General features: G+C 58.4%; 19 protein-coding genes and 1 pseudogene. 9 read left to right on the top strand and 11 right to left on the bottom strand.

Going from position 1 to position 20,899, the window contains the following annotated elements; translation table 11 throughout:
- Positions 1 to 31 precede the first annotated feature (31 nt).
- The 6 genes from ABOK31_RS22200 to ABOK31_RS22175 all read right to left on the bottom strand — a co-directional run bounded on the left by ABOK31_RS22200 (position 32) and on the right by ABOK31_RS22175 (position 6,473).
- On the bottom strand, positions 32 to 1,036 hold the full coding sequence (locus ABOK31_RS22200; protein WP_349961262.1) for an iron ABC transporter permease: 1,005 nt from the start codon (positions 1,034 to 1,036) through the stop codon (positions 32 to 34).
- Between the two features lie 22 nt (positions 1,037 to 1,058).
- A complete protein-coding gene (locus tag ABOK31_RS22195; protein WP_349960863.1) occupies positions 1,059 to 2,027 on the bottom strand; it encodes an ABC transporter substrate-binding protein in 969 nt (322 codons plus the stop codon).
- 179 nt (positions 2,028 to 2,206) lie between these two features.
- Complete coding sequence (locus ABOK31_RS22190) at positions 2,207 to 3,490, bottom strand: ABC transporter permease (protein ID WP_349960861.1); 1,284 nt, start codon at positions 3,488 to 3,490, stop codon at positions 2,207 to 2,209.
- A complete protein-coding gene (locus ABOK31_RS22185) occupies positions 3,487 to 4,173 on the bottom strand; it encodes an ATP-binding cassette domain-containing protein (RefSeq protein ID WP_349960859.1) in 687 nt (228 codons plus the stop codon). Before ABOK31_RS22185 ends, ABOK31_RS22190 begins: the two co-directional genes overlap by 4 nt.
- 5 nt (positions 4,174 to 4,178) lie before the next feature.
- On the bottom strand, positions 4,179 to 4,643 hold the full coding sequence (locus tag ABOK31_RS22180) for a hypothetical protein (RefSeq protein WP_349960857.1): 465 nt from the start codon (positions 4,641 to 4,643) through the stop codon (positions 4,179 to 4,181).
- 75 nt (positions 4,644 to 4,718) lie between these two features.
- Positions 4,719 to 6,473: an alkaline phosphatase gene (locus ABOK31_RS22175; RefSeq protein WP_349960855.1), complete on the bottom strand. Its 1,755-nt coding sequence runs from the start codon at positions 6,471 to 6,473 to the stop codon at positions 4,719 to 4,721.
- A gap of 326 nt (positions 6,474 to 6,799) precedes the next feature.
- On the opposite strand from ABOK31_RS22175, the gene ABOK31_RS22170 reads away from it, so the two are divergent.
- The 7 genes and pseudogenes from ABOK31_RS22170 to ABOK31_RS22140 all read left to right on the top strand — a co-directional run bounded on the left by ABOK31_RS22170 (position 6,800) and on the right by ABOK31_RS22140 (position 12,614).
- Positions 6,800 to 7,279: an Lrp/AsnC family transcriptional regulator gene (locus ABOK31_RS22170; RefSeq protein ID WP_349960853.1), complete on the top strand. Its 480-nt coding sequence runs from the start codon at positions 6,800 to 6,802 to the stop codon at positions 7,277 to 7,279.
- A 238-nt stretch (positions 7,280 to 7,517) separates the two neighbouring features.
- Positions 7,518 to 8,135 carry a methyltransferase domain-containing protein gene (locus ABOK31_RS22165; protein WP_349960851.1) on the top strand — a complete coding sequence of 206 codons (618 nt, stop codon included), beginning with the start codon at positions 7,518 to 7,520 and terminating at the stop codon, positions 8,133 to 8,135.
- 171 nt (positions 8,136 to 8,306) lie between these two features.
- The gene (locus tag ABOK31_RS22160) at positions 8,307 to 9,290 is read left to right on the top strand and encodes a TerC family protein (protein ID WP_349960849.1); all 984 of its coding nucleotides are present in this window, start codon (positions 8,307 to 8,309) and stop codon (positions 9,288 to 9,290) included.
- A gap of 72 nt (positions 9,291 to 9,362) precedes the next feature.
- Positions 9,363 to 9,674, top strand: a complete 312-nt coding sequence (locus ABOK31_RS22155; RefSeq protein ID WP_349960848.1) for a hypothetical protein — start codon at positions 9,363 to 9,365, stop codon at positions 9,672 to 9,674.
- A 48-nt stretch (positions 9,675 to 9,722) separates the two neighbouring features.
- A pseudogene (locus ABOK31_RS22150) lies at positions 9,723 to 10,352 on the top strand (exopolysaccharide biosynthesis protein).
- Positions 10,353 to 10,525: 173 nt separating this feature from the next.
- Positions 10,526 to 11,242 (top strand): hypothetical protein, encoded by a 717-nt coding sequence (locus ABOK31_RS22145; RefSeq protein ID WP_349960846.1) that lies wholly within the window; start codon positions 10,526 to 10,528, stop codon positions 11,240 to 11,242.
- 400 nt (positions 11,243 to 11,642) lie between these two features.
- Entirely contained in the window at positions 11,643 to 12,614 is a 972-nt protein-coding gene (locus ABOK31_RS22140) for a hypothetical protein (RefSeq protein WP_349960845.1), read from the top strand.
- Positions 12,615 to 13,106: 492 nt separating this feature from the next.
- Here the strand turns inward: ABOK31_RS22140 and repC are convergent, their stop codons facing one another.
- From repC to ABOK31_RS22120, 4 genes are all read right to left on the bottom strand, one after another.
- Positions 13,107 to 14,420, bottom strand: coding sequence for a plasmid replication protein RepC (gene repC, locus ABOK31_RS22135; RefSeq protein WP_349960843.1), 1,314 nt, complete (start codon positions 14,418 to 14,420; stop codon positions 13,107 to 13,109).
- 155 nt (positions 14,421 to 14,575) lie between these two features.
- Positions 14,576 to 15,577, bottom strand: coding sequence for a plasmid partitioning protein RepB (gene repB / locus ABOK31_RS22130; RefSeq protein ID WP_174181609.1), 1,002 nt, complete (start codon positions 15,575 to 15,577; stop codon positions 14,576 to 14,578).
- Between the two features lie 4 nt (positions 15,578 to 15,581).
- A complete protein-coding gene (gene repA / locus ABOK31_RS22125; protein ID WP_174181607.1) occupies positions 15,582 to 16,775 on the bottom strand; it encodes a plasmid partitioning protein RepA in 1,194 nt (397 codons plus the stop codon).
- 479 nt (positions 16,776 to 17,254) lie between these two features.
- Positions 17,255 to 17,731, bottom strand: a complete 477-nt coding sequence (locus ABOK31_RS22120; protein WP_349960841.1) for a ProQ/FINO family protein — start codon at positions 17,729 to 17,731, stop codon at positions 17,255 to 17,257.
- 927 nt (positions 17,732 to 18,658) lie between these two features.
- Here ABOK31_RS22120 and ABOK31_RS22115 point away from each other — a divergent pair.
- A complete protein-coding gene (locus ABOK31_RS22115) occupies positions 18,659 to 19,195 on the top strand; it encodes a hypothetical protein (RefSeq protein ID WP_349960839.1) in 537 nt (178 codons plus the stop codon).
- 397 nt (positions 19,196 to 19,592) lie between these two features.
- On the opposite strand, the gene ABOK31_RS22110 is transcribed toward ABOK31_RS22115, so the two are convergent.
- Entirely contained in the window at positions 19,593 to 20,009 is a 417-nt protein-coding gene (locus ABOK31_RS22110) for a hypothetical protein (RefSeq protein ID WP_349960837.1), read from the bottom strand.
- 378 nt (positions 20,010 to 20,387) lie between these two features.
- Here ABOK31_RS22110 and ABOK31_RS22105 point away from each other — a divergent pair, with 378 nt between their 5' ends.
- Positions 20,388 to 20,813: a DoxX family membrane protein gene (locus ABOK31_RS22105; RefSeq protein ID WP_174181599.1), complete on the top strand. Its 426-nt coding sequence runs from the start codon at positions 20,388 to 20,390 to the stop codon at positions 20,811 to 20,813.
- The last annotated feature ends 86 nt before the right edge of the window (positions 20,814 to 20,899 follow it).

Raw genomic sequence — 20,899 nt, 5'->3', positions numbered from 1 at the left:
CGCGGCATATGAGAGACGGAGGCGTCCACAGTCATGGGCCATGCCCCCTGAATTGCAGGCGGCCGCGTTGGATGAGGTAAATAAAGACCGGCCCGCCGATCAATGCCGTGATGATGCCGACGGGAAGTTCTTTCGGAATGGCGACCGTGCGAGCGATGAGATCGGAAACCGTCACGATCAGCGCGCCGATGGCAGCGCAAAGTGCGATTTCCCATGACGCGCCGCGCGGCCTCAGCAGACGCGCAATATGGGGCGCCGCCAGCCCGACAAAGGCGACCGGCCCCGCAACGGGTGCGACACCGGCAACGGGACAGGCGCCGAGCACGAGCAGCACCGGCTTCCATAGATTGAGCTGCACGCCCATGCCGGCGGCGGCATGATCGCTAAGCGCGAACATGCCGATCACGCGATGCAGTGCCAACGCGCCCCCAACGCCGATGACGACCCAGGGGAGCATATAGCCAAGATGCGGCCAGGAGCGTCCCTGAAAGCCGCCGGAGAGCCAGAACAGAAGCGATGTCGATTGCGGCCCGGTCAAAAGCAGCACGTAAATCGTGATTGCACCGAGAAACAGCGAGATGCTGACGCCGCCGAGCGCCAGATGCAACGGCCGCCCCTGCCCGCCCTTAGAAACCCAGAAGGTGACGGCCGCTGCCGCCAAGCCGCCCGCAAGACCGACGAAAGGGTAGAGGGCGGAGGACAGCCAGGGAAGGAAAACGAAACAGCAGACAATCGGCGTGATCGCGCCGGCGGTGACGCCGGTAATTCCAGGATCGGCGAGCGGGTTTCGCGTCAAGGTCTGCAGGAGATAGCCGGAGATCGCGAGCCCGGCACCGGCGAGCGCCGCTGCAAGACTTCGCGGTAGTCGCAGCGTCCAGACAAGGATGGAATTGACCTTGCCGTCCGGTGAGAAGAGGGCGCGGGCCGCGTCCGTGATCGTCAAGACCTTTGCGCCGGGCAGCAAGCCGATGAAGACGAGCAGCAGGGTCGCGGCAACGAGGAGTGCGATCACCGCCAGTGATTTGCGCGCATCCATCGTGGCCACGGCCCGAAGCATCTTACTTCTGAATATCGGCGGGAATGATCTTGGCGGCTTCCGCCCTCACATCGACGGCCGGGAAAGCATCTGGGTAGAGATAATGGGCCGCCTCGCGCAGCACGATTTCGCGCGCGATCGGGCCATTGGTTTCGACCCACTGATCCCCAACGTAGAATACCCGCTTGTTCTTGACGGCGGTCAATTCCTGCCAGATCGGATTGCCTTCCTGCGGCCGGTCCGGCCCGGAATCATAGATGAACAGGACCTCCGGGTCCTTCTCCAGCATGGTTTCCAGGCTCATATCGATGCCGAAGGGGCCACCAGCCGTCTTCGGTCCGGCGATATTGTCGCCGCCGATGGCGGCAACGATCGAGGCTGCGGTGTTTTCGGTATGGAAGGCAAAGGGCGTCGCGCCGCCCCACATGATCGCAAAGCGCGGATGGACGTCTTTCGGCGCCTTGGCCGCGATCTCGTCGAGGTGCTTGTGGAAATCGGCGTTGAGCTGCAGGCCGCGTTCAGGCTTGCCGAGGATCTTCGAGAATTCGGCGATTTCCTTGTCGCTCTCGGTCAAGAGCTCCATGTTGTAGGCGAGGTAGGGCGCGATCTTTTCCAGCTGCGGCGCGTTACCGACCGTGTAACGGCGGATAGCCACAATGAGATCGGGCTTGGCCTGCGACAGCAGCTCCAGATTGGGCTTGGCGCGCTGGCCGATCTGCGCCATCTGCGCGGTCAGGCCGAGAAGGAAATCCGGCTGCCGGCCCGCTGTCATATAGGTGCTGGCGACTGGCTTGATGCCCAGGGCGAGCGCGACGTCGTCGGCAAAATAGGAGATTGCGGCAATCCGCTTCGGCTGGACGGGCACATCGACCTTGACGCCACGATCATCCATCACGGAAACGGTTTTCGTATCTTCCGCCAAGGCCGAACTTGCAGCCAGAACGGCGAGCAGACCAAAAACAGAAGCGATTTTACGTGCGCTGTTCGCCATTACGGGATCCTCCATCAGACACGCGACATGGCTTAGTCAATAAAGAGGAGTTTTGCAATCCAGTTTTATCTCGTCTTTTGCGAGCAAAAGCCCGCGCTAACGGACGAACTTGTCGGTGGCCCGTCGTCGATCCAACGGCCAAAGCCCGCGATAGTTTGCTTGCTTCTGCCAGCTAAGCGTCAGGCGCGCAGCGCCGCCGCCGGGCTGGAGCGTAACGCACTGAAGGCCGGCACGATGGAGATGATCGCGGCAACCGCCGCAAACCCGCCAACGAGCCAGAGATCATCGAAGGAAAAGCCGACGGGCAAACGAACGGCGGTCGATGCCGCCAGCCTGGCGGAGATGACCAATGCTGCGGCATAGCCGAGCACGATGCCAAGCAGGATGCCGGCGGCGAACAGGACGAAGAGTTCGCCCCAGACGAGCGTGACGATCGAGCGGACCGGTGTTCCAAGCGCCCGCAGGGCGCCGATCTGCCGGCGTCGCGAACCGACATGCATGATGGTTACCAGCACGATCGCGGCAATCACGATCGCCTGCGTGCCGAGCGCAATCGCCAGAAGCAGGCTGCGGGCATCGCCGAGCGTCGCATAGAGCCTGGTCAACACCTCCGCCGGAAAGACGCCGAGCGTCGTGCCGGTGCGATATTCCTGCCTGAGGCGGTATGCATCGGCAATTGTCTTCGGCTTGACGAGAACGGCCGGAACGCCAGGCGTCTGCACGTCGAATTGCTCATCGAGCGGCGCATCCGCATCGACGTGGCCAGGCTCGTGGTCATGGTCTTCATGATGATCCTGTTCTGGGCTGGCTGCGCCATGCGCATCCGCCTCCTCGGCATCATGATCCTGATGGTCCTCGCCATGCATGCCGTGCAGCTGCCAGACGGCGCGGATCGGCACGAGGATCGCCCGATCCCAGGCCGTGCCGGTCGGCGCCATGCGGCCGGTGACCTTATAGGCAATCGCCGTATGGGTTTCGCCGCCGGTTTCAGCTGTTCCATGCATCGGCTTGATCTCGGCACCGGCCGACAAGGCGACATCGGAGCCGACCACTGCTTCACCAAGGCGCGAGAACATCACCCCCTGCGAGAGCGATGGCGAAAGGGATGAGATCAGGCTCGTGGTCGTGCCGACGATCGGATGGCCGTAAGCGGAATCGCCAAAGCCGACAGGTGCCGCCAGTTCGACACGCGGATCGTTGGTCAAGCGGGAAAGGACGGCGCCCTCCATCAGCGGCAGTGGCGCCGGCTGTAGGAAGACCGCGGAAAGCGCCAGTTGCGTCTCGCTGCCGGCAGCGCCGACAAGCAGATCGAACTTTTCCGCAGCGCGCGCACTGCCGAGGCGGACCGCCCGCTCCTGCAGCGTCACTGTCACGCTCAGCGCGACCGACAAGGCGATCAACACCACGACGGCCAGCGCTCCACTCCAGAAACGCCTGAGGTCGGCAAGGATGAAGGTAATCATTGCGCGGCAACCTCTTGGCTGTCTTCTTCGATGCGTCCGCTCGCCAGATTGATGCGGCGGCCAAGACGCTCGGCGAGCGCCGCATCATGCGTAACCACGATAAGCGTCGTCCCTTCTTCTGCCGACAATTGCAGCAAGAGCTCCGCAACCTCACCACCCGCCTGGCGATCGAGGCTCGCCGTCGGCTCGTCCGCAACGATGACGCCGGGGCGCAATAGCAATGCGCGGGCAACGGCAACGCGCTGCATTTCGCCGCGCGACAAGGTTTCGATCTTCTGCTGCGGCCGGGCGATACCGGTCACGGAAAGCAGATGAAGCGCACGCTCGCGTTCTTGGGCCGCAAGGCGCCGTGTCAGCTTGATCGGCAACACGACATTCTCGAAGGCGGACAGGCCGGGAAACAGATGAAAATCCTGCATGACGAGACCGATATTGCGCGCGCGAAAGGCGTCGCGACGGCCGGCGGAGAGGCGCGTGATCTCCGTCCCGCTCCAGGACACGCTGCCATCCCTCACATCTTCCAGCCCGGTAATGGCATTGACGAAGGTGCTCTTGCCGGAACCGGACGCACCCGTGATCGCAAGCCGGCCGCCCGCCGGCAAATGAAGCCGGTCAATGGAGAGAACCGGCGCGGCCAGACCCGGAAAGCGCATCTTCAGGCCGGAAACATCGAGAGCGAGCATGAGGATCAGACAGTCCTGAACGAGGCGTCCCTGAGACGCAATTGGCTGATGAAGCCGGTTTCCGGGTCCGTCCACGAACCATGTTCCAGCATGCCGCGTGCCATGATCGGCGCGTTGTACTGCACGAATGTCTGCTTGGAGGAGAGATAGACGACCAGGATATTGTCGGGCCAGTCGGCATCGGAAGAGCAGAACGGGCAGAGCGACATCGGGATTTCCGTGAGCACGAAGAAAGCGGCCTCCGCCTTCAAGGGCGGTGCCATGAAGCCGTTTATGGCAACTTCCTTGCCGCTCAGCTGTTTTACCTTGTCAGAAAATTCCAGTCCGAGCGGGCCGAAACTCTTGTAGAGTTCGCCGAAGCCTAACTTCTCGGAGGCGCCTGTGCGTGTCGCAATACCCATGACAGGCAAAGCCGCGGCAGCAGCCAAAAAGCTCCGACGATTAATGGTGGCGATCTTGTCCCCGGACATCGCATACCCCCATGAAAGATGAAAAGACAGGCGGCGTTGACACCGCCTGTCCATATTCACATGGTCCGCAAGAACTTACATCTTTTCGGTGCCGAGCGCGAAGGTATCGGCCAGCACGCGGTAGACGTCGCTCTGTTCCATGTAACCGCGGAAGCCTTCGGCACCAGGACCGGCAGCCTGCAGAACGATATCGTCCACAGCGTGGACACCACTATCCTCGTCCTTCGGGATATTGCCCTGCACGAAGACGGCACCGGGCACGTCCTTGTAGGCTTCGTTGGCAACATATTCCTTCTTCTCGTTCTGGATTGCCGGAACGAAAGGACCATCGAGCTTCGGACGGAAGGTTTCGTAGTGGTCAGGGCCGTTGTTGGCGGCCATGAACAGACGACGCGAAACGTCGACGCGATCCGGATAGCCATCGCCATCCTTGTCTTCGTAGTTCGGGAAGCCGGCAGCGGCGTAGGTGCCGACCTTTTCACGCATTTCGGTGCCCGGCTTGTTATCGTCAACCGTGCCGATGATCGAGACGCCATGGGTATGGTCGCCGGTAACAACGATCAGCGTATCCGGGTTCTTTTCCTGGAATTCGCGGGCAACGGCAACGGCCTTGTCGAACTCGATCGTGTCGACAAGGGCACGATCCCAATCGAGCGGATGGCTCATCTTGTCGATGGAGGCACCCTCGACCACCAGGAAGAAGCCTTCCGGGTTCTTGGCGAGCTTGTCGAGCGCAACCTTGGTCATGTCGACGAGGCCCGGCTGGTTCGGGAACTTGTCGACGGTGCCCTTCTTGAGGAATTCGCGATCGAGCGTCACGTCGAGGTTACCGGTGTGGAAGAGACCGAGCAGCTTGTCCTGGTTGGAGCCGGCAGCGGTCGCCAGTTCGCTCTTGTCGGTGGCAACGGCATAGCCGGCGTCCTTGAAGAGCGCGATATAGTCCTTGTCGTCCTTGCGCTTGGAGCCGGGAACGCTTTTCGCCAGGAAATAGGCCGAGCCGCCACCGAGCAGGACATCCGGCTTGACGTCGTACATCATGCCGACAATCTCGGCCTTGTCGCCGCGCTTGCGCGTGTGGGAGACGAGTGCGGCCGGCGTTGCATCTTCGACTTCGGCCGTGGTGACGATGCCGAGCGACTTCTTGCCGGTGCGGCGCAGGGCTTCACCGATCGTTTCGACCTTCGGATCGTCCAGGCTCGCCGGCGTGCGGTCAGCATAGACGCCGAGTGCATTTACGGCCGACTTGTGGCCGGTCATGTAGGCCGACATGGTGTTGGCGCTGTCGGTGGCGATGGCCGAGGTCGAGGACGTGCCGATGAAAGCGACCGGCGGGATATCGTCCATGGCGAGGCGGCCGTTGGCCTTACCTTCGGTCATGCCCTTGGACATGATGCGGGCACCGGTGCGATGCGCAACGGAGAGACCGTCGCCGAGCAGGAAGATGATGTTCTTGGCCTTCGGCGTCGCCGACGTGCCATAGACATCCCAGTTGACCGACTTTTTCTCGTCGCCGGCCGAAACTTCGACCTTGTACTGGCCAGGCTTTGCGAGCTTGATGCCGCGCAGGATCAGGGCCGATCCGAGAACCTTGTCCTCAGCGCCCTTTTCTTCCGCGACGAAATCGGCAGCCTTGCCGAAAACGGCATCGTAGCTTTCGCCGTTGACGGTGACCTTGACGTCCTCCGGCTTCACGACCTTGCTGAATTCCACCTTGAAATCGAAGGGCGAGCCGGCAAGTACCGTTGCCCGGTCCAACGGATAGACTGTCGCTGCATGGGCTGCGCCGGATATTACGGTCGCAGACATCATGGCGAGAAGAAGTTTACGCATTTTTACCCCCTGCGTTTGGTTGCTTCCCGCTTCCCACTTATAAAAGCCAGATGACAATCACGTAAAAAGGAGTCAACTTTCTGCAACCGGAAATTCCAAAGGTGCAAACGCTAAGGAAGACTGATTGTATGTGCGGCATCTAAAAAGATGGCGCGAACGCTGGTGGCAGTGCAGCCCCTTCCCGTTTCGTTCGGCCCAAAAGCGTCGAAAATTATCGAATCCAACTGTGCAAGATTTGACCGAAGATTCGCCCTTGAAGCTTGTAACTCTCCGAGGAAAAGACAAAACTCGTACAGGATTCGTGAGGATTGTAAGAGTTTTGCGCAATGGATGAACAGCTCGACAAATTGGATCTGCGCCTGTTGGAGGAGCTTCAGAAAGACGGAAGATTGACGAACAACGAGCTCGGCGAACGTATCGCACTTTCGCCATCGCAGTGCTCGAGGCGACGTACGAGGCTGGAGGCGGAAGGCTATATCCGCAGCTACCAAGCCAATCTTGACCGGCAGAAGCTGGGGCTGGACATGCTCGTGGTCATTTCGGTGACGCTTGCCACCCACAACAGAGACAATGCCCGCCGGTTCTCCCAGCTCATCAACGGGCTGCCGGAGGTGCTGGAAGCCTATGCGCTGACAGGCGAAATGGACTATCACCTGAAGGTCGCCACTCGCGGGCTTACCGATCTCTCCCGTTTCGTCAACGATGTGCTGCTGCCGCATGAATCGGTTCAGCATGTAAAGACGTCGATCGTCCTCGACACGCTCAAGACCTTTGAAGGATTTCCCGTGCTGTCGCCACATGGCTGACGTGGCGACGACGTTCGATGATCGCAATTGCGCGGCTCTGCCCCATCGACCGACGAAGGCAAGTTTTGAGGGCTTGCTTTCGGCGCATGCAGCCTTTCCAATCACGCCAAAGACTACACCCTTGGCGAGGACAGGCTTCATGACATACGCGGCCGTACAGACACGAAATCTCGAAGAATTTTCTGAGATCTTGCTAAGGTGTAACCACCTGTACCATCCAAGCAACGACAGTATTGCTTTGCGCAATGCTGTCGAAAGCCGGCGCCAGATCGAGATATTCGACTATAACCTTTCCGCCGATGCCTTCACCCGTGCATTCGGTATGCGAAACTCTCTGAAATGCCTGCAGGCGCTTACCAGCCTTGAAGACGCCGTCCACAGATATAGAAGGGTATGCGATCTCGGCTGCGGCTCCGGCGCCTTCAGCCTTGCCTTTGCCTATCTCGCCGACAATCCCGAGCTGGAGCTTCGGGGGCTGGACTTATCCGAACACCAGCTGTCCCTCGCCAGAGAATTGATGGCTGCCGCGGGGTTGCCCGGCGATTTCCAGTTCGAGCAAAGAAATCTGCCGGCACAGATCGGCTACCTCCCCGATCTGACAATTTCCTCCTACTGGTTCTGCGAAAATGAGCGCGTGCTCGCCGATCCCCTTCTCTTCGACCTCATGGCCGGTCGGGAGATGCTCATCGTCGATTATGAAACGATTATCGACCGCATCGCCACCTGTCTTCCCAAAGGGTTCCGTATTCTTGAGCGGCGCAGCGCCCATGTCGACATTCCATCCGCGCTGACGGATTTCGTCGCACAGAAGAGAGCAAGCGTTCACAGCATCCACATCGGCCGGACCGCAGCTTAAAGGAGCAAGCGAAATCGCTGCGCCTTTGAAAAGTGCGTGCAGCTCTTGAAACGCAAACGTCCGCTTCCCAGCTATTGGCCAACCCGCTGGTCCGGGCCCCTCTGGTGAGAGCCGTCGGCGTTCTCGCGATGTCGGACCTTTCCGACACCGCGCCGACAGAGGTTTTCCGTCATGGAAACGTCTTTGCTCTTCGTCGAGTGGCTGGGAAAGCCGCTCTGGATGTGGGCGAGCTTCCTTGCGCTCGTCATTGCCATCCTCTCCTTCGATCTTGGTGTCCTGCATAAGGAAAACAAGGAAATCGGCGTTGGCGAGAGCATCAAGCTCTCCGTCCTCTACATCACGCTCGGTCTCGCCTTTGGTGGCTGGGTATGGTGGTATCTCGGTGCCGATTCCGGCCTTGCCTATATGACGGGCTTCGTCGTCGAAAAGACGCTGGCTCTCGACAACGTCTTCGTCATTGCCCTCATCTTCGCCTTCTTTGCCGTACCCCGCCTCTATCAGCACCGCGTGCTCTTCTGGGGGATTCTGGGTGTCATCGTGCTGCGCGCCATCATGATCGGTGTCGGTGCGACGCTAGTGGCCGAGTTCTCGTGGCTGCTCTATGTCTTTGCCGCCTTCCTGATCGTAACCGGCATCAAGATGCTGGTCATGAAGGATGCCGAGCCTGATGTCGCGAAGAACCCGCTCATTCGCTTCATGCGCAGCCGCTTCAACGTCACCGACCACCATCATGGCGAACGCTTCTTCGTCAAACAGCCGCATCCGCAGAACGGTAAAATGGTCTGGTTCATCACGCCGCTCTTCATGGCGCTTGTGCTGATCGAAGTCGCCGACGTGATCTTTGCCGTGGATTCGGTTCCCGCCATCTTCGCGATCACGACCGATCCGTTCATCGTCTACACCTCGAACATCTTTGCAATCCTTGGCTTGCGTGCCCTCTACTTCGCACTCGCCGCCATGATCCATCGCTTCCAATATCTGAAGCCGGCGCTTGCCATCGTGCTCGTCTTCATCGGCTCGAAGATCTTCGTCGCCGACATGCTGGGCCTGGAAAAATTCCCGGCCGCCCTCTCGCTCGGCATCACCTTCGCCATTATCGGCAGCGGCGTCGCCTGGAGCCTGCTGAAGACGCGCGGCAAGGCCGAAAGCGCCTGATGCCGTGAGGTGCCCGCGCTCCGTGGGCACCTCCCTCCCCCGCTTCAAACAGATTTCCGACAAGGTACAGATATGATCTCCAATATCCTCGCAGCCCTCTTCGCCACCTTCGCCCTTGGTCCGCTTCAAGCCGAGATCGAGCGACAAGCCGTCGCCGTCGGCCAGCCAGTCGAGATCGTCAGGCAATCGCAGGCCTGTCTCTCGACCGAAGTCCCGGCACTGGCGCAACGCGCGTCGGAAGATACTTTCTGGACGATTTCCACCGTCATCGGCCTGTCGACCGGCTGGAGCAGCCCCGCCGACCTGCTCGACAAAAGCAATCCGGATTGCGCGACCGTCATCAAGCTGATCCAGACAAACAGTGCAGGTTCCGATGAGGCCTGAAGCTTTGTGCAAGCAAGAGATTCGAGTGGCCCGATCTGGTGATGTCCGATGATAGAACGGGCTGCCGGCACGACTGAGGAGGATGATAGGGCGTCCACTCGCCTGTACGATCTCGCCAAGCTCGCCCATGAGCGGGGCGGCCTCTCCATCGGAGAGGTGCTCTCCGGCCTCGGGCGCAGAAGCATGGCCTTTACCATTCTCGTTCTCGCCCTGCCTGCCCTGATTCCGATACCGGGGCCGTTCGGTGTCGTTTTCGGAAGCGCTCTCACTCTGGTGGCGGTGCAGATCGGGCTAGGCTGCCGGACGATATAGTTGCCCGCCTTTCTAAGCCGGCACAAGCTGTCGCCGTCACTCGTGGAACTCATTGTGCGCTACAGCGCGCCGATCCTCACCAGGATTGAAACCGTCGTTCGTCCGGGTCGTCTGGCCGCTTTCACGGGCAGCACCATGCAATGGCTGCTGTCCTTTCCGATCCTGCTGCTGGCGATTGCCATTGTCCTTCCGATCCCACTCGGCAACTATATGCCGGTCTTTGCCCTCGTCGCGATCTCGGTCGCCCTGATGGCACGGGACGGATTGCTGATATTGGCGGCACTGTTGGTCTCCGCGCTGGCCTTCGTCGCCACGGCCGGCCTCATCCAGTTGGCGATCATCGGTCTCGATGCAATCGGATCTTAGGCATCTCATACGGCGAGGAAGACACCGGCTGATTTTGCGGCCGGTTGCCGCGCTTGTCCGCAACAGCCTTTTCAGGTCTTGCCAATAGCAGCGGGCCTGCCATCTATGCCAACGGCGCACTTGTCAGCCACTAGGTTCTGGCCTGTAAAATCATCTGCAGAGGATTTCATCGCATGGCATCAAAGTCCCCGTCATTCGTCCGCATGATTGCCCTCGGCAGCTCGGTCGCCATCGCGCTTGGCGCGCAGACGGCAACGGCGCAGGAAATGTCGGCTGCTTCCCAGTGGCCCGACACGCCAACCTCGCGTCTGGAAGCACTGGCAATCCTTCAGACCCTCAATGCCGATCTCCTCAGCAATGCCAGCGCCACGCTGACGCTCGACCGCTGGTGCGCCGCGCATAAGCTTGCGCCGGAAGGCTCGAAGATCATCGCACAGCGCGTGCGCGGTCAGGACAAACCGGCCGATGCTTCCATCCGGAAGTTGCTGGCGGTCGGATCCGACGAGCCTGTCGCCTATCGTCGCGTTCGCCTGGCCTGCGGGGATCGTATTCTGTCCGAGGCGGATAATTGGTACGTGCCGGCAAAGCTCACAGCCGAGATGAATAAGTCGCTCGATACCAGCGATATCGCATTCGGCCGCGCCGTTCAGGCCCTCAATTTCACGCGTACGAACCTGTCGGCAAAGCTGCTCTGGTCGCCTCTCCCGCAAGGATGGGACACGGGCGCCGATCTGCCGCCATCCGGAAACGCGTCTCTCGCGCTGCCTTCGTTTCTTCTCGAACACCATGCCGTGCTGAAACTGCCGGATGGAACACCGTTCAGCGCGCTGATCGAAAGCTATACCAGCCGGGTGCTGGATTTTCCTGCCCCGCATCTGTCTTCGCAATAAGTGACCGGCCACCCTGCCAACCTGATCCAGACGCGGAAGAGCTACATCGGCGGTTCCAAGGCATTCCCACGAGTTCCTAGCTTCTGGCGCCCTGCTCGCCTGAAGTCCGCCATATTTGCGCCGTGATCGCTGAAGAATGCTGGCGCGAAACGGATGTCGACAATCAATGACAGGCGAGCAATTTTCCTTGTCAACCAGGATTTCCCGTATCTGTTAGGGTCTCGTTCAGCAAAGCAGCGCACAAGTATGATTTCCGGATCTGAGCGCGTGCCAGTCGAGCTTGTGGGGCAGGCAGGCTGTCAACATTGCTTTTGACGGCAGCGGCGCGTGAGGGCCCGGGATATTTGATAGGAGAACTAATTCCGTGCGGTTGAGATATGCCCTTCGAAGCGTCCCCCAGATGCTCAGCCTTTGCTCCCTCGCCCTCGTCATTCCCGCAACATCGCAATCCCTGGCCGCGACCCGGCAGCCGGACATTCCGGCCTGGCTCGGAGCCTATGTCGGTACCGGTGAAGGGCAGATTGCCCAACCGATCCTGCAAAGAGCCCGCGCGCTCTACATGCGAAAAGTGAGCGAAGGCACGGTCAAAAATCCCTGCTATTTCGCCATGGACGCAACCCGTCCAAACGCTCCAAATGACGGCAAGTCCGCGGGTCGCTTCTATATCGTCTGCGAGGCGACACAGACCTTCCGTGTCGTTTCATCGGGCCACGGCAGCGGCCGCGACCTCAAAGGTGTTGCCGACTTCGGCAATGGACGCATGTGCGCGAAGAACTTCGGCAACGCGATGGACTCGAACCTCACGATGGGCGGCTCCTATGTGACCGAAGAGACGAAGACGACCTTCAAGGGTTACTACAAGCTCTCCCAAACGAAGGAGGCCGCCTACCTTCGCACGTTCCTCCAATTCGACGGTGAAGGCGAGACCGCCAATGCGCGGCAGCGAGCGATCGGCGGACATGCCGCCGCCAAGGTTGCGGGCATCTGCATGAAGAAGGATCCGCAGAGCCCCTATGCCAACCGGGACGGCTATGTTCCGCTCGGAAAGCTGGTGGAATATGCCGGCGGCCGCAGTGATGGTTGCACCAGCTGGGCGGCATCGGATGCCAATCAGATCATCTCCATGGTCAAGGACAATCCGACGACACTCTATATCTACCCGGAGTCTTTAGACATCAAGGCAATCGCCAAGGCCGTTGCGGCGGGACGCTCTCCGGCCCAATCCGGACTGTATTGGAACGATTCCTGCCTGAAGGAAATCGGCACGCCTAAGTTCTGGCCCAAGGAAACCCTCGAGCCGATCATCGTTCAGTACAAGAAGGACCATCCGGTTCCGCCTGCCAAGCCGATCCCGATCTGCGACCAGCAGTGACAGTGACCAACGGCCAAGTCAGGTCGTTTGACAGGCAACGGCAGGGATCATTGTCGTGCCTGTTTGAGCGAGCCGGGGATACAATTCCCATACGCCGCCGGCATGCCGTCCAGTATCCTCACCTATGCATATTGTAGCATCGGACCGAGAACCCATATGCGAAAATATATGGACATTTGCCAGCAAAAACGGCATAAAAACTTGGTATCGGCGAACGATAAGAGCGTTTCCCATGACTTATTCGGTCAATTTGGCTGAATTTTATATAGTCTCTAGCCGATTGATTTCATTGAAATAAAGCCTCAAATAGAAGCTATTTTTCCCTTTGCTGCCGCTAGCCCTGCACGAAGGTCGCACACTAACTTTCGCATCAACGAAACCGTCGTCGATGCGTCTCAGCAGACTTGATCAGGTCCGCGTTAAATCAGCGCCACGAATTTGGGGGCTAAGCGGAACCGGATATCAATTTTTTTACACTGAAATCGGAACCAGCTAGGCCACCTTTCGCGCTGTCGTGGTCATATTTGCCCGCAGAAGGCTCATAAGCATGGGACCAATCGCAAATTCTCCCTTCTCCGTTCGCCGGGTCAGATCTCGGAGATAACCACCGGCAGAATTGATGTGTGCGGCGCGTTGGAGGATGCAGGCGATCACAGTGGCAGCATTTTCTGTCCCCATGACCCTGCAGGCCTCCTGATGGGCTCCAGGGCTAATATCGAGTGTTGATTTGGCGATGATCGTGGCTGCAAGCAGATCGCGCCAGTTGCTGATAGTGCCGGCCGGTGCATAAGCCGTGATGTCCGGGCAAGCACGGAGGATGAGATCCAGCGGGAAAGATTTCAGTTCCGCTGGAATCTCCTTACGAGTTTCAGTGCAAAAGCCATGTGATGTTGAAGGTGTTGGTCGGATAGTATCCGAAGATGTTTGGGCTTTGGGGGTTGTTGGAGTTGTCCGCGGAAATGCAGATTGGTTCAGCGGTATTGTTCGCTGTTTGGCTCCGGTTTCAGATTCAATGAAGGATTCGGAGTCTGAATTCTGTATGTGCCGCTCATTTTGATAGGGATTGCCGCTTAATTTCGTGGTTTTTATGTATGTTTCCAACTGGTTGATGATTTCGTCATGTAGGTGGCCGAGCTTATCGAGAAGAACTTCCAGCTCCATTGCCGTCGGGGATCTTGAAAGCCCGTCGATCAATGCACGGAAAGCCACATAGACGGCCTCCCAGGGGCCTTCCACGGCCTCGGCAATGGCGGTTTCGATCAGTTTGGCAATATCGCGTCTGTGGAGGCTGATGCGCTCGCGCAGGCTCTGGATATGAAGCCGCTCGGCTGCGACCTGGGCGGCAAGATGTTCGATCTCTTCCGCTCGCGAGAGAAGAGGCGCCAATGAGAAGCCATAGGCCTCATTGAGGTCCCCTGCCCTGCTCCGACGAGCATAACGCTTGCCGTTGGGGCTATCTCTGCGCACAAGAAGCCCGGCAGCGATCAACGCAGCCAGATGACGGCGAATGGTCTGCTCGGCCATCCCATGAGCGCGCAAGGACAATTGCGCGTTCGAAGGAAACACGATCAGGTTGGCATCATCCGATAACTCGTTCTTCGGATAGAAGCTCAAGAGTGCATTGAGAACTGCAAGTGCGCGGTCCGTCACCCCGAGAAGAGGCTTGGCTTCACAGAGCGCGCGATAAATCTTCCATTTGTCGACAGACCTGATGGGCTTCCCATGCTCGGCTCGTCTTTGAGCCATCAACATGGCAAGCGTCATCGGCCGCCGCCCAAAAGGCGTCGTCACATATTCGGCTTCCATTTTCTTTCACCTACGTTGTGGCAAAAGAAGACAGCTCACCAAAACGGCGTCAAAGACTCTTGACTGTGATTCGGGGAAATGCGATTCTCGATTTGCTTAAGATCAGAGAAGGGCTTCCACGACGACGTCGTTTGGGGGCCTTTTTCTTTTGCGGGTTACGTTTCCTTTCCTTGCTGAAACTCGTTGAAGAGAGATTGCAGTCTCTCCTGCACGAACTCGTCGAAACCAGGCGCAGCCTTGCTGTCGAAAACAAAGGTGGCGCGCGCGGGTGTTCGCTTAAAAGTTACTGGAACTCCGGTCATGGATGAGGGAGCTGCTACACTCTTGGCAGAAGTGGGCTTGCCCATTGCCAGAATGAGTGCACGCTGGAAGCGCTCATCGCTCGACATCTTCCGATAGTTGTCCGCGGACAACTCCGCAGTGATCGGCTCGGAAGCAATGCTCTCAAGACGCTCTCCCAGCTCTAGCCATCGCCTGCGGCCGATTTCGGGAGCCGGCCCGATCGCGCTGATAAGCGGCAGAGGCACCTGTCTCGTGACGATCAGCATCTTGGAAAGCGCTGCCTTGTCGACGCCAAGCGCAGCCATGATGACATCGCGGCCAAAACCACGCTGCTCGAGGCGCAATGCGAACAATGCTCGCTCAACATAGGAGAGATTGGTGCGTGCGCTGTTTTCCTGGCCCTGACTGACGACCAGCTGGTCATCCGTGAGCTGACGCACGACCGCGCGCACTTTAATGCCGAGTTCCTTCGTGGCCGCCAGTCGCCGATGGCCGTAGGCGACCTGAAAGCGCCCCTTGGCCTCCGGATGCGGTCGCACAAGGATCGGGACCTGCTGGCCGTGCTCGCGTATCTGCTCAACCAGCTGGCCAAGCTCAATCGGATCTATTTCGAGGCGATCGGTAACGAAGGACCCGTCAATGACATCGGGATCGATGTCGACGACCGTTTGTCCCTCTGCCAGCTGCCGTTCGAGATCGCTGGCGCGTTCCATCTTCTCCGTGATGTTTCCGAGCGTCCTCGTAATGCCACCTACAGGACCGGCACCCCTCGCCTGTGGCAGGAAGCCAGCAATCGGACGATTGTCCTTTGCTGTCGGCGCATCCGTGCGCGCCGTGCTCGGCGCCGAGATTTCAAGGAGGTTTTTGCGCGCCATCTATTTATTTCCTTCCCCAGGTCAGGCGGAGATGCGTCTCGATCTCGCTGTTGACGAGATTGAGCGAATCCAGAGCCCGGTCGTAGGTACCCCTGGTGAACTGGGCACGATCGACCTCATAAAGCGTTTGTTTGGTGACACCGGCGTCGGCAACGGCCGTCGACTTGACCATGGCATTCTGCAGCATGCGGTTGCCGAAGATTGCTCGCATGAAGCCGGTCATCTGACTTTGCGGTCCGTCGTTCGGCTCAAAACGGGTGACGAGATAACGCATCCAGTCGTAGCTGGTACGGCCGCCTGCATTCTCGACCACGGACATAAGCTCGCTCGTCATGGTGAGAAACTGCGACATGGACATGACGTCGAGCATCTGCGGATGAACGGTGATAAGGATTGATGTCGCGGCGCAGAGCGCAGACATCGTCAGGAAGCCCAGCTGCGGTGGGCAGTCGATAACGACGACATCGTAGAAGCTTTCGATCTCGGTCAGAACCTCACCAATGCGGGCAAAAAACATCGTCTCGGCGCGACCTGCCGCCATTGCGCGCGGCGTTTCGTGCTCGAACTCCATGAGCTCGAGATTGCCGGGGATAAGATGCAGGTTCGGCGTATAGGTCGAGCGGACGATATCGGCGATCGGACGCGGCTCTTCATAGCGGATGGCGCCGTAGAGCGTTTCATTTTCGCCGACATCAAGTTCCGGTTGATGGCCAAAAAGAGCAGACAAGGAGGCCTGCGGATCGAGATCGATAGCCAGCACGCGATAGCCCCTCAGCGCCAGATACTGGGCGAGGTGGGCGGCGGTGGTGGTTTTGCCTGAGCCACCCTTGAAATTCATAACCGAGACGATCTGGAGCTTTTCCGATCCTCTACGCCAGGGAACATATTTGGGTGCCCCGTTGCGCTCATCCAGTACCTTGCGGATGCGGTCCATGTCTTGGGCGGCATAAAGCCGACGCCCATTGGAAAGCGGGTCGGGCCCATGGCCTTCAGCTGCGATCTGGCGAAGATAACCCTCACCGATGCCGATGAAGGCTGCAGCTTCGGCCGGCGAAAACATCCGCATAGTTTTCTGTGACTGCGGCGGGAAGATCTTTGCCTGATGTTGCTGGAGCTGATAAGACAATTCCTGCGCATCTGTTGCCAGAAGCGTTGGAAGGTGCTCTTGATCTTCTTGTAGCGCGAGGCTCGGCTGCATGGTTGTTTTCCCAATTAACTGCGCAATTGTGACGGAATGCTACTGAACTACGCAGTTACAATATGCTCCGATTCGTGTCCGTTTTACAAATGCTTAGATAAAAGGCAGTTTTTGATGCGTTTTTGCGCATCAACAGCGCTCTGCCACGTTCGATCTGTGGCCGCTTTACTATTCCGACGATTTGAGTAGCGCCGATCGCGAAAGTGATTCGCTCCACCTGATGTTCCTGGATAAAGCGATGAGTAGTCCGCGGACCACTCACGTTGGAGGCTGGGCAGGATTCTAGAGTGATCGCGTCTAAGCGTCTAAGGATGACGCTTCGCGCATGAAGCTCAATTGGCCGGTAGTCCGCGGACTACCGGGATGCCGCCGGAGTTGCCGCCCACCACAGCGTTGCGTCACCGCGCTAAAGGCGCAGCGTTTCCATTGTGGTCATTACAATAAAGGTGAGAAGGTTACAGGCGATGCGCCCAGGCGCATCAGCGAGCGGCGCGATCGGAGCGCCGGCCCAGGAGAGAGGCTCGAATGAGTTCTGCTTTGCTCAAGACTGGCGGTGGTGGCGGCTCGTCGCGTTGAACCGTAGCCTTGGCCTGCGTTTGACGGAGCGTGATCAGGCGCTGCTGTGCGGCAAGCCTATCTTCGGCCGAAAGCGGCTCGACGGGATTGCCGGCAAGATCGTGCCGCATGGATTCCGGCTGGGCGCAGGCATGATAATATCGCTTGGAATGCAGAAACGCGCTGGTGGAGCGACGCAGAGACATGACCGGCACGTCAGGTTTCAAAAGCGGACGGATTTCATTCCAGAGGCCAAGCGCAAAAGGACGGATAGGGTCGCCGGCTTTGGCGGGCAGGATACCGATAGGGCGAAGCAAGAGCGTGTTGATCGCGGTCGCCTTCTTGACATCGAGCTCGGTCGCCGCGATCGGCTCGCGATTGGTTGTCGAGGGTTCTTCCATCAAATCGTTCCTCTGCGTACAATTCCATTACGGATTGATTGTGAAGTGATTTTGACGGGATGGCAAAGAAATCTGTCCCCGCTTGTTCGCCCTCACGCCAAGCCGACGTTCATATATGAGTTGGTGCAGCCTGCAGCAAGTTTTGGTTAACGAGATTTTTATAGTTGGGCGGCTAGCGTTCGCAAAGCCGCGATAGGTAGTGCGTACGCGGCGCATCTTCCCTCAATCCCGAATTCGTAACAAGCTGCTTGCGAAAATGTCGCAGGGCTCTGGCTTGTGCGGACAGCCGTGTCCTAAACGGGGAGGGCTCTTTACCCGGCAGCTGCAAACCAGATGCTGGCGGAGCAAGTCGCGGCCAATCGGCGGCAATCGATAGTCCGCGCTGTGTTTGCCGTCGTTCAAAAGATCTGGTGAAGTCGCTTCTTTCGAATGGTCGGCGCGCTGAGCGGTAAAGCAGAGCATTGTTCGGATTCGAGCTTTGCTTGCCAACGCCAGCGGCTGGCTTCTGTGGTCCGAGGCTCGCCGTTGGTGCCATCAATTCGGCATCCCATAGCATTTTTCCTCGGCAGGGTAGGGAAAGGAGTATTTGCATTTGAATAGCGCCGCAGACGGAGAAGGGATTTGCGAGAATGAAGCCATACAGGGCAGGGGCCGGCTGTCGAGCGGGAGGGTGCGATCCATCCTCTTGCGTCGTTAAGCCAGGCCGCCATCCTTCAGTGCATTGAAGAGGGCGGTTCTATATCGGGTGGCACCGCATAGGTTAAAGCACATTCCGCGGCCGTCGCGATGTAATCTGTGAGCCCGATGAAAAATCTGGAGATAGTTGTTCCGAGCGGCTTGGCTGGCGGTGGCCGTAGCGGTAGATACAGCAGCGCGGCCGACACGATCCGAGTTCGAATGGCTTATTAGTCATCGGGAGAAATATTCTTGAATATAGCAGCATCCCTTTCGCTGGGCGTCGTTGTTTCGCTTGCGCTCGGTTCGAGCGCGTTGGCTTTCGACAAGGCTTCCTTCTTCGATGCGGCTCTTTGCAAGCCGCCTTATTCGACCGCCAGCGCGACAAAGATGTATGATGAGGCTGAAAAGCTCGCGAAGGCAGATACATCACTCATGACGGCTGCCGTCTACAAAATGTCCGCGGACTTCGGACGCCAGGGCTTCAAGACGAATGAAATCGTCTTCGCTGGAACCAGCTTCGGCGTTCTGGTGGAGGGCTTGAGGGCGGACGATCTGGCCAAGACCTATCACCTCACATCTGATGGCCTTGGCAATCTCTTCGGCACCGCAACGAAGTCATACGGGCGCACCTTGTCCAAGGCCGAGCAGCCCGCGGCCGAGATGGGAGTGGTGTCCGTGATCGCTCGCGAATCTGCGGCCTTCCCCGACAAGACCCTGCTGGCTTGCGAATTCGTTTCACATGAAGACCTCAAGGCCATGAAGAGTATGCAGTCGCTGCCGAAGTAATGCGCGCTGCGGGATAGCGCCTCTGTGTTCTTCCGCAGTTGGAAGGCAAGCGAGGCATGGCCTTCCGCTGAAGAAGATGGGAATTGCGATCGACTGCTTTGAAGCGGCTCCCGGTTCAATATTCCGCATCCGACCCTTCAGCCTCGCTCAAACCCGATTGCAAGAGCGGCGCGTGTGGCGGAAGCAAAACCTCAAATAGCTTCGGCTAAGCGAAGTGTTAACCATAATCTCAAGCTATTGCGAAACCTGTCGTTTGAGTTCTCCTGGGTAGATGGAGGATAGGTGGGACAGATTGGGAGGCATGTGATTTTTCGTCCTGAACCAATCAAGTCATCGGGCAGCCGCTGCCGCAAGGTCGCAGACCGAAGGGAATGAATCGGCCGGACTTCTTGTTTTCTCAGCTCGAAACTGGAGTATGGCTCGTGATCACATAGCGGTTGTTCTTGTCCAACTCGTCAGGATCCACCAAGGCGACGGATGCCTGTCCGAATTGAGACATCAGGATGAAGGAATATGGATTCGCCGTCTCGTCATTGGCAACCAACAGCGATGTCTCGAGCAAACGTGCCAATCGACCAGCAGCTTCGAGAATGGGTGGCGGATCAAGGTCGCTGGAATGGTAGATGCTGATGATCTGCGCATAGTCATCCAAAGCCTCCGATTTCACAAGGCATGTTACCGGCACATCGGAGATTTGGCCGATGTCGTGGATAACGTCTATGTCGCAAGCATCGATGTTCAGTACGACCGCAACACAACGCTGCAGAAGATTGTCGTCCGCGGTCTTTTCCAGCAAAGCATCAAACCAGATCATTGCCCGAGATCCAGATTTTTGAGTTAGACCGCAGAGCCGCGTCACAGCTATTGGCCTATCGCAAATTTGCACATGTTTGAAGCCTGAGGGCGCTGAAGTTTTCACCGTCGCCACCGAACGCGCCCCATTTACTCGATGGAGGGGTAAAGGGGCTGATTTGGAGACAGCGCAACCTCTTTGTCGAGTTCGGCCTTGTCGAGATCCAATCCTGTTCGGCAGAAGGACGTAATACGCCAACCGTGGGAGAAGCGTTCTCGACCACTTGTTTCATGCTGCAGGTGATCAGCATCGGCAAATAATTTTTCCCATCCTTCTTGTCGGGATAGCCTTCTGCCGGCCGTCCTTGGGGCATCAACCGCTTCAATCTGGAGGAATATCGTGGAAAACGCTCAATCAGTCTGGCAGACTGCCGCCATTCTCATCGCTCGCCTGATCTTCACCGCCGTCTTCGTGATGGCCGTCTCGTTCAAGTTCATGGATATGGGCGCGACCGCCGGCTATATCGCCGCCGCCGGTTTCCCGTTCCCGTTATTCCTGGCTTGGTGCGCCGCGATCCTTGAAGTACTGCTTGTCATTGCTTTCTTGACCGGTGCTTTGTTCACTCCGGCATCGCTCGCCGCCGCCGTTTATGTCATCTTCCTCGGATTTTCATTTCACGGCCCGTCACGCTGGGCCGGCAACCAAGCCGAATTCGGCTTTTTCGTAGACCACTTCGTTTTCGTAGCGGGACTGCTCTTTGCCGCCGTACATGGACCGGGCAGCGTGTTGGCCGCAAAGTGGGCACCCTGGTCGGAGAGGATATGATGCAGCTCTATCAGGAGCTGGGACTTGCCCCACATTCTCCTTCTAATCGCAGATGGCTAAGGCGCAGGCCTGTCGAAGAACTGCAC

This window comes from Rhizobium sp. ZPR4, from assembly GCF_040215725.1.
Lineage (GTDB): Bacteria > Pseudomonadota > Alphaproteobacteria > Rhizobiales > Rhizobiaceae > Rhizobium > Rhizobium rhizogenes_D.
The sequence above is the reverse complement of the archived record's forward strand: the minus strand, read 5'-3'. Positions and strand labels throughout refer to the sequence as shown.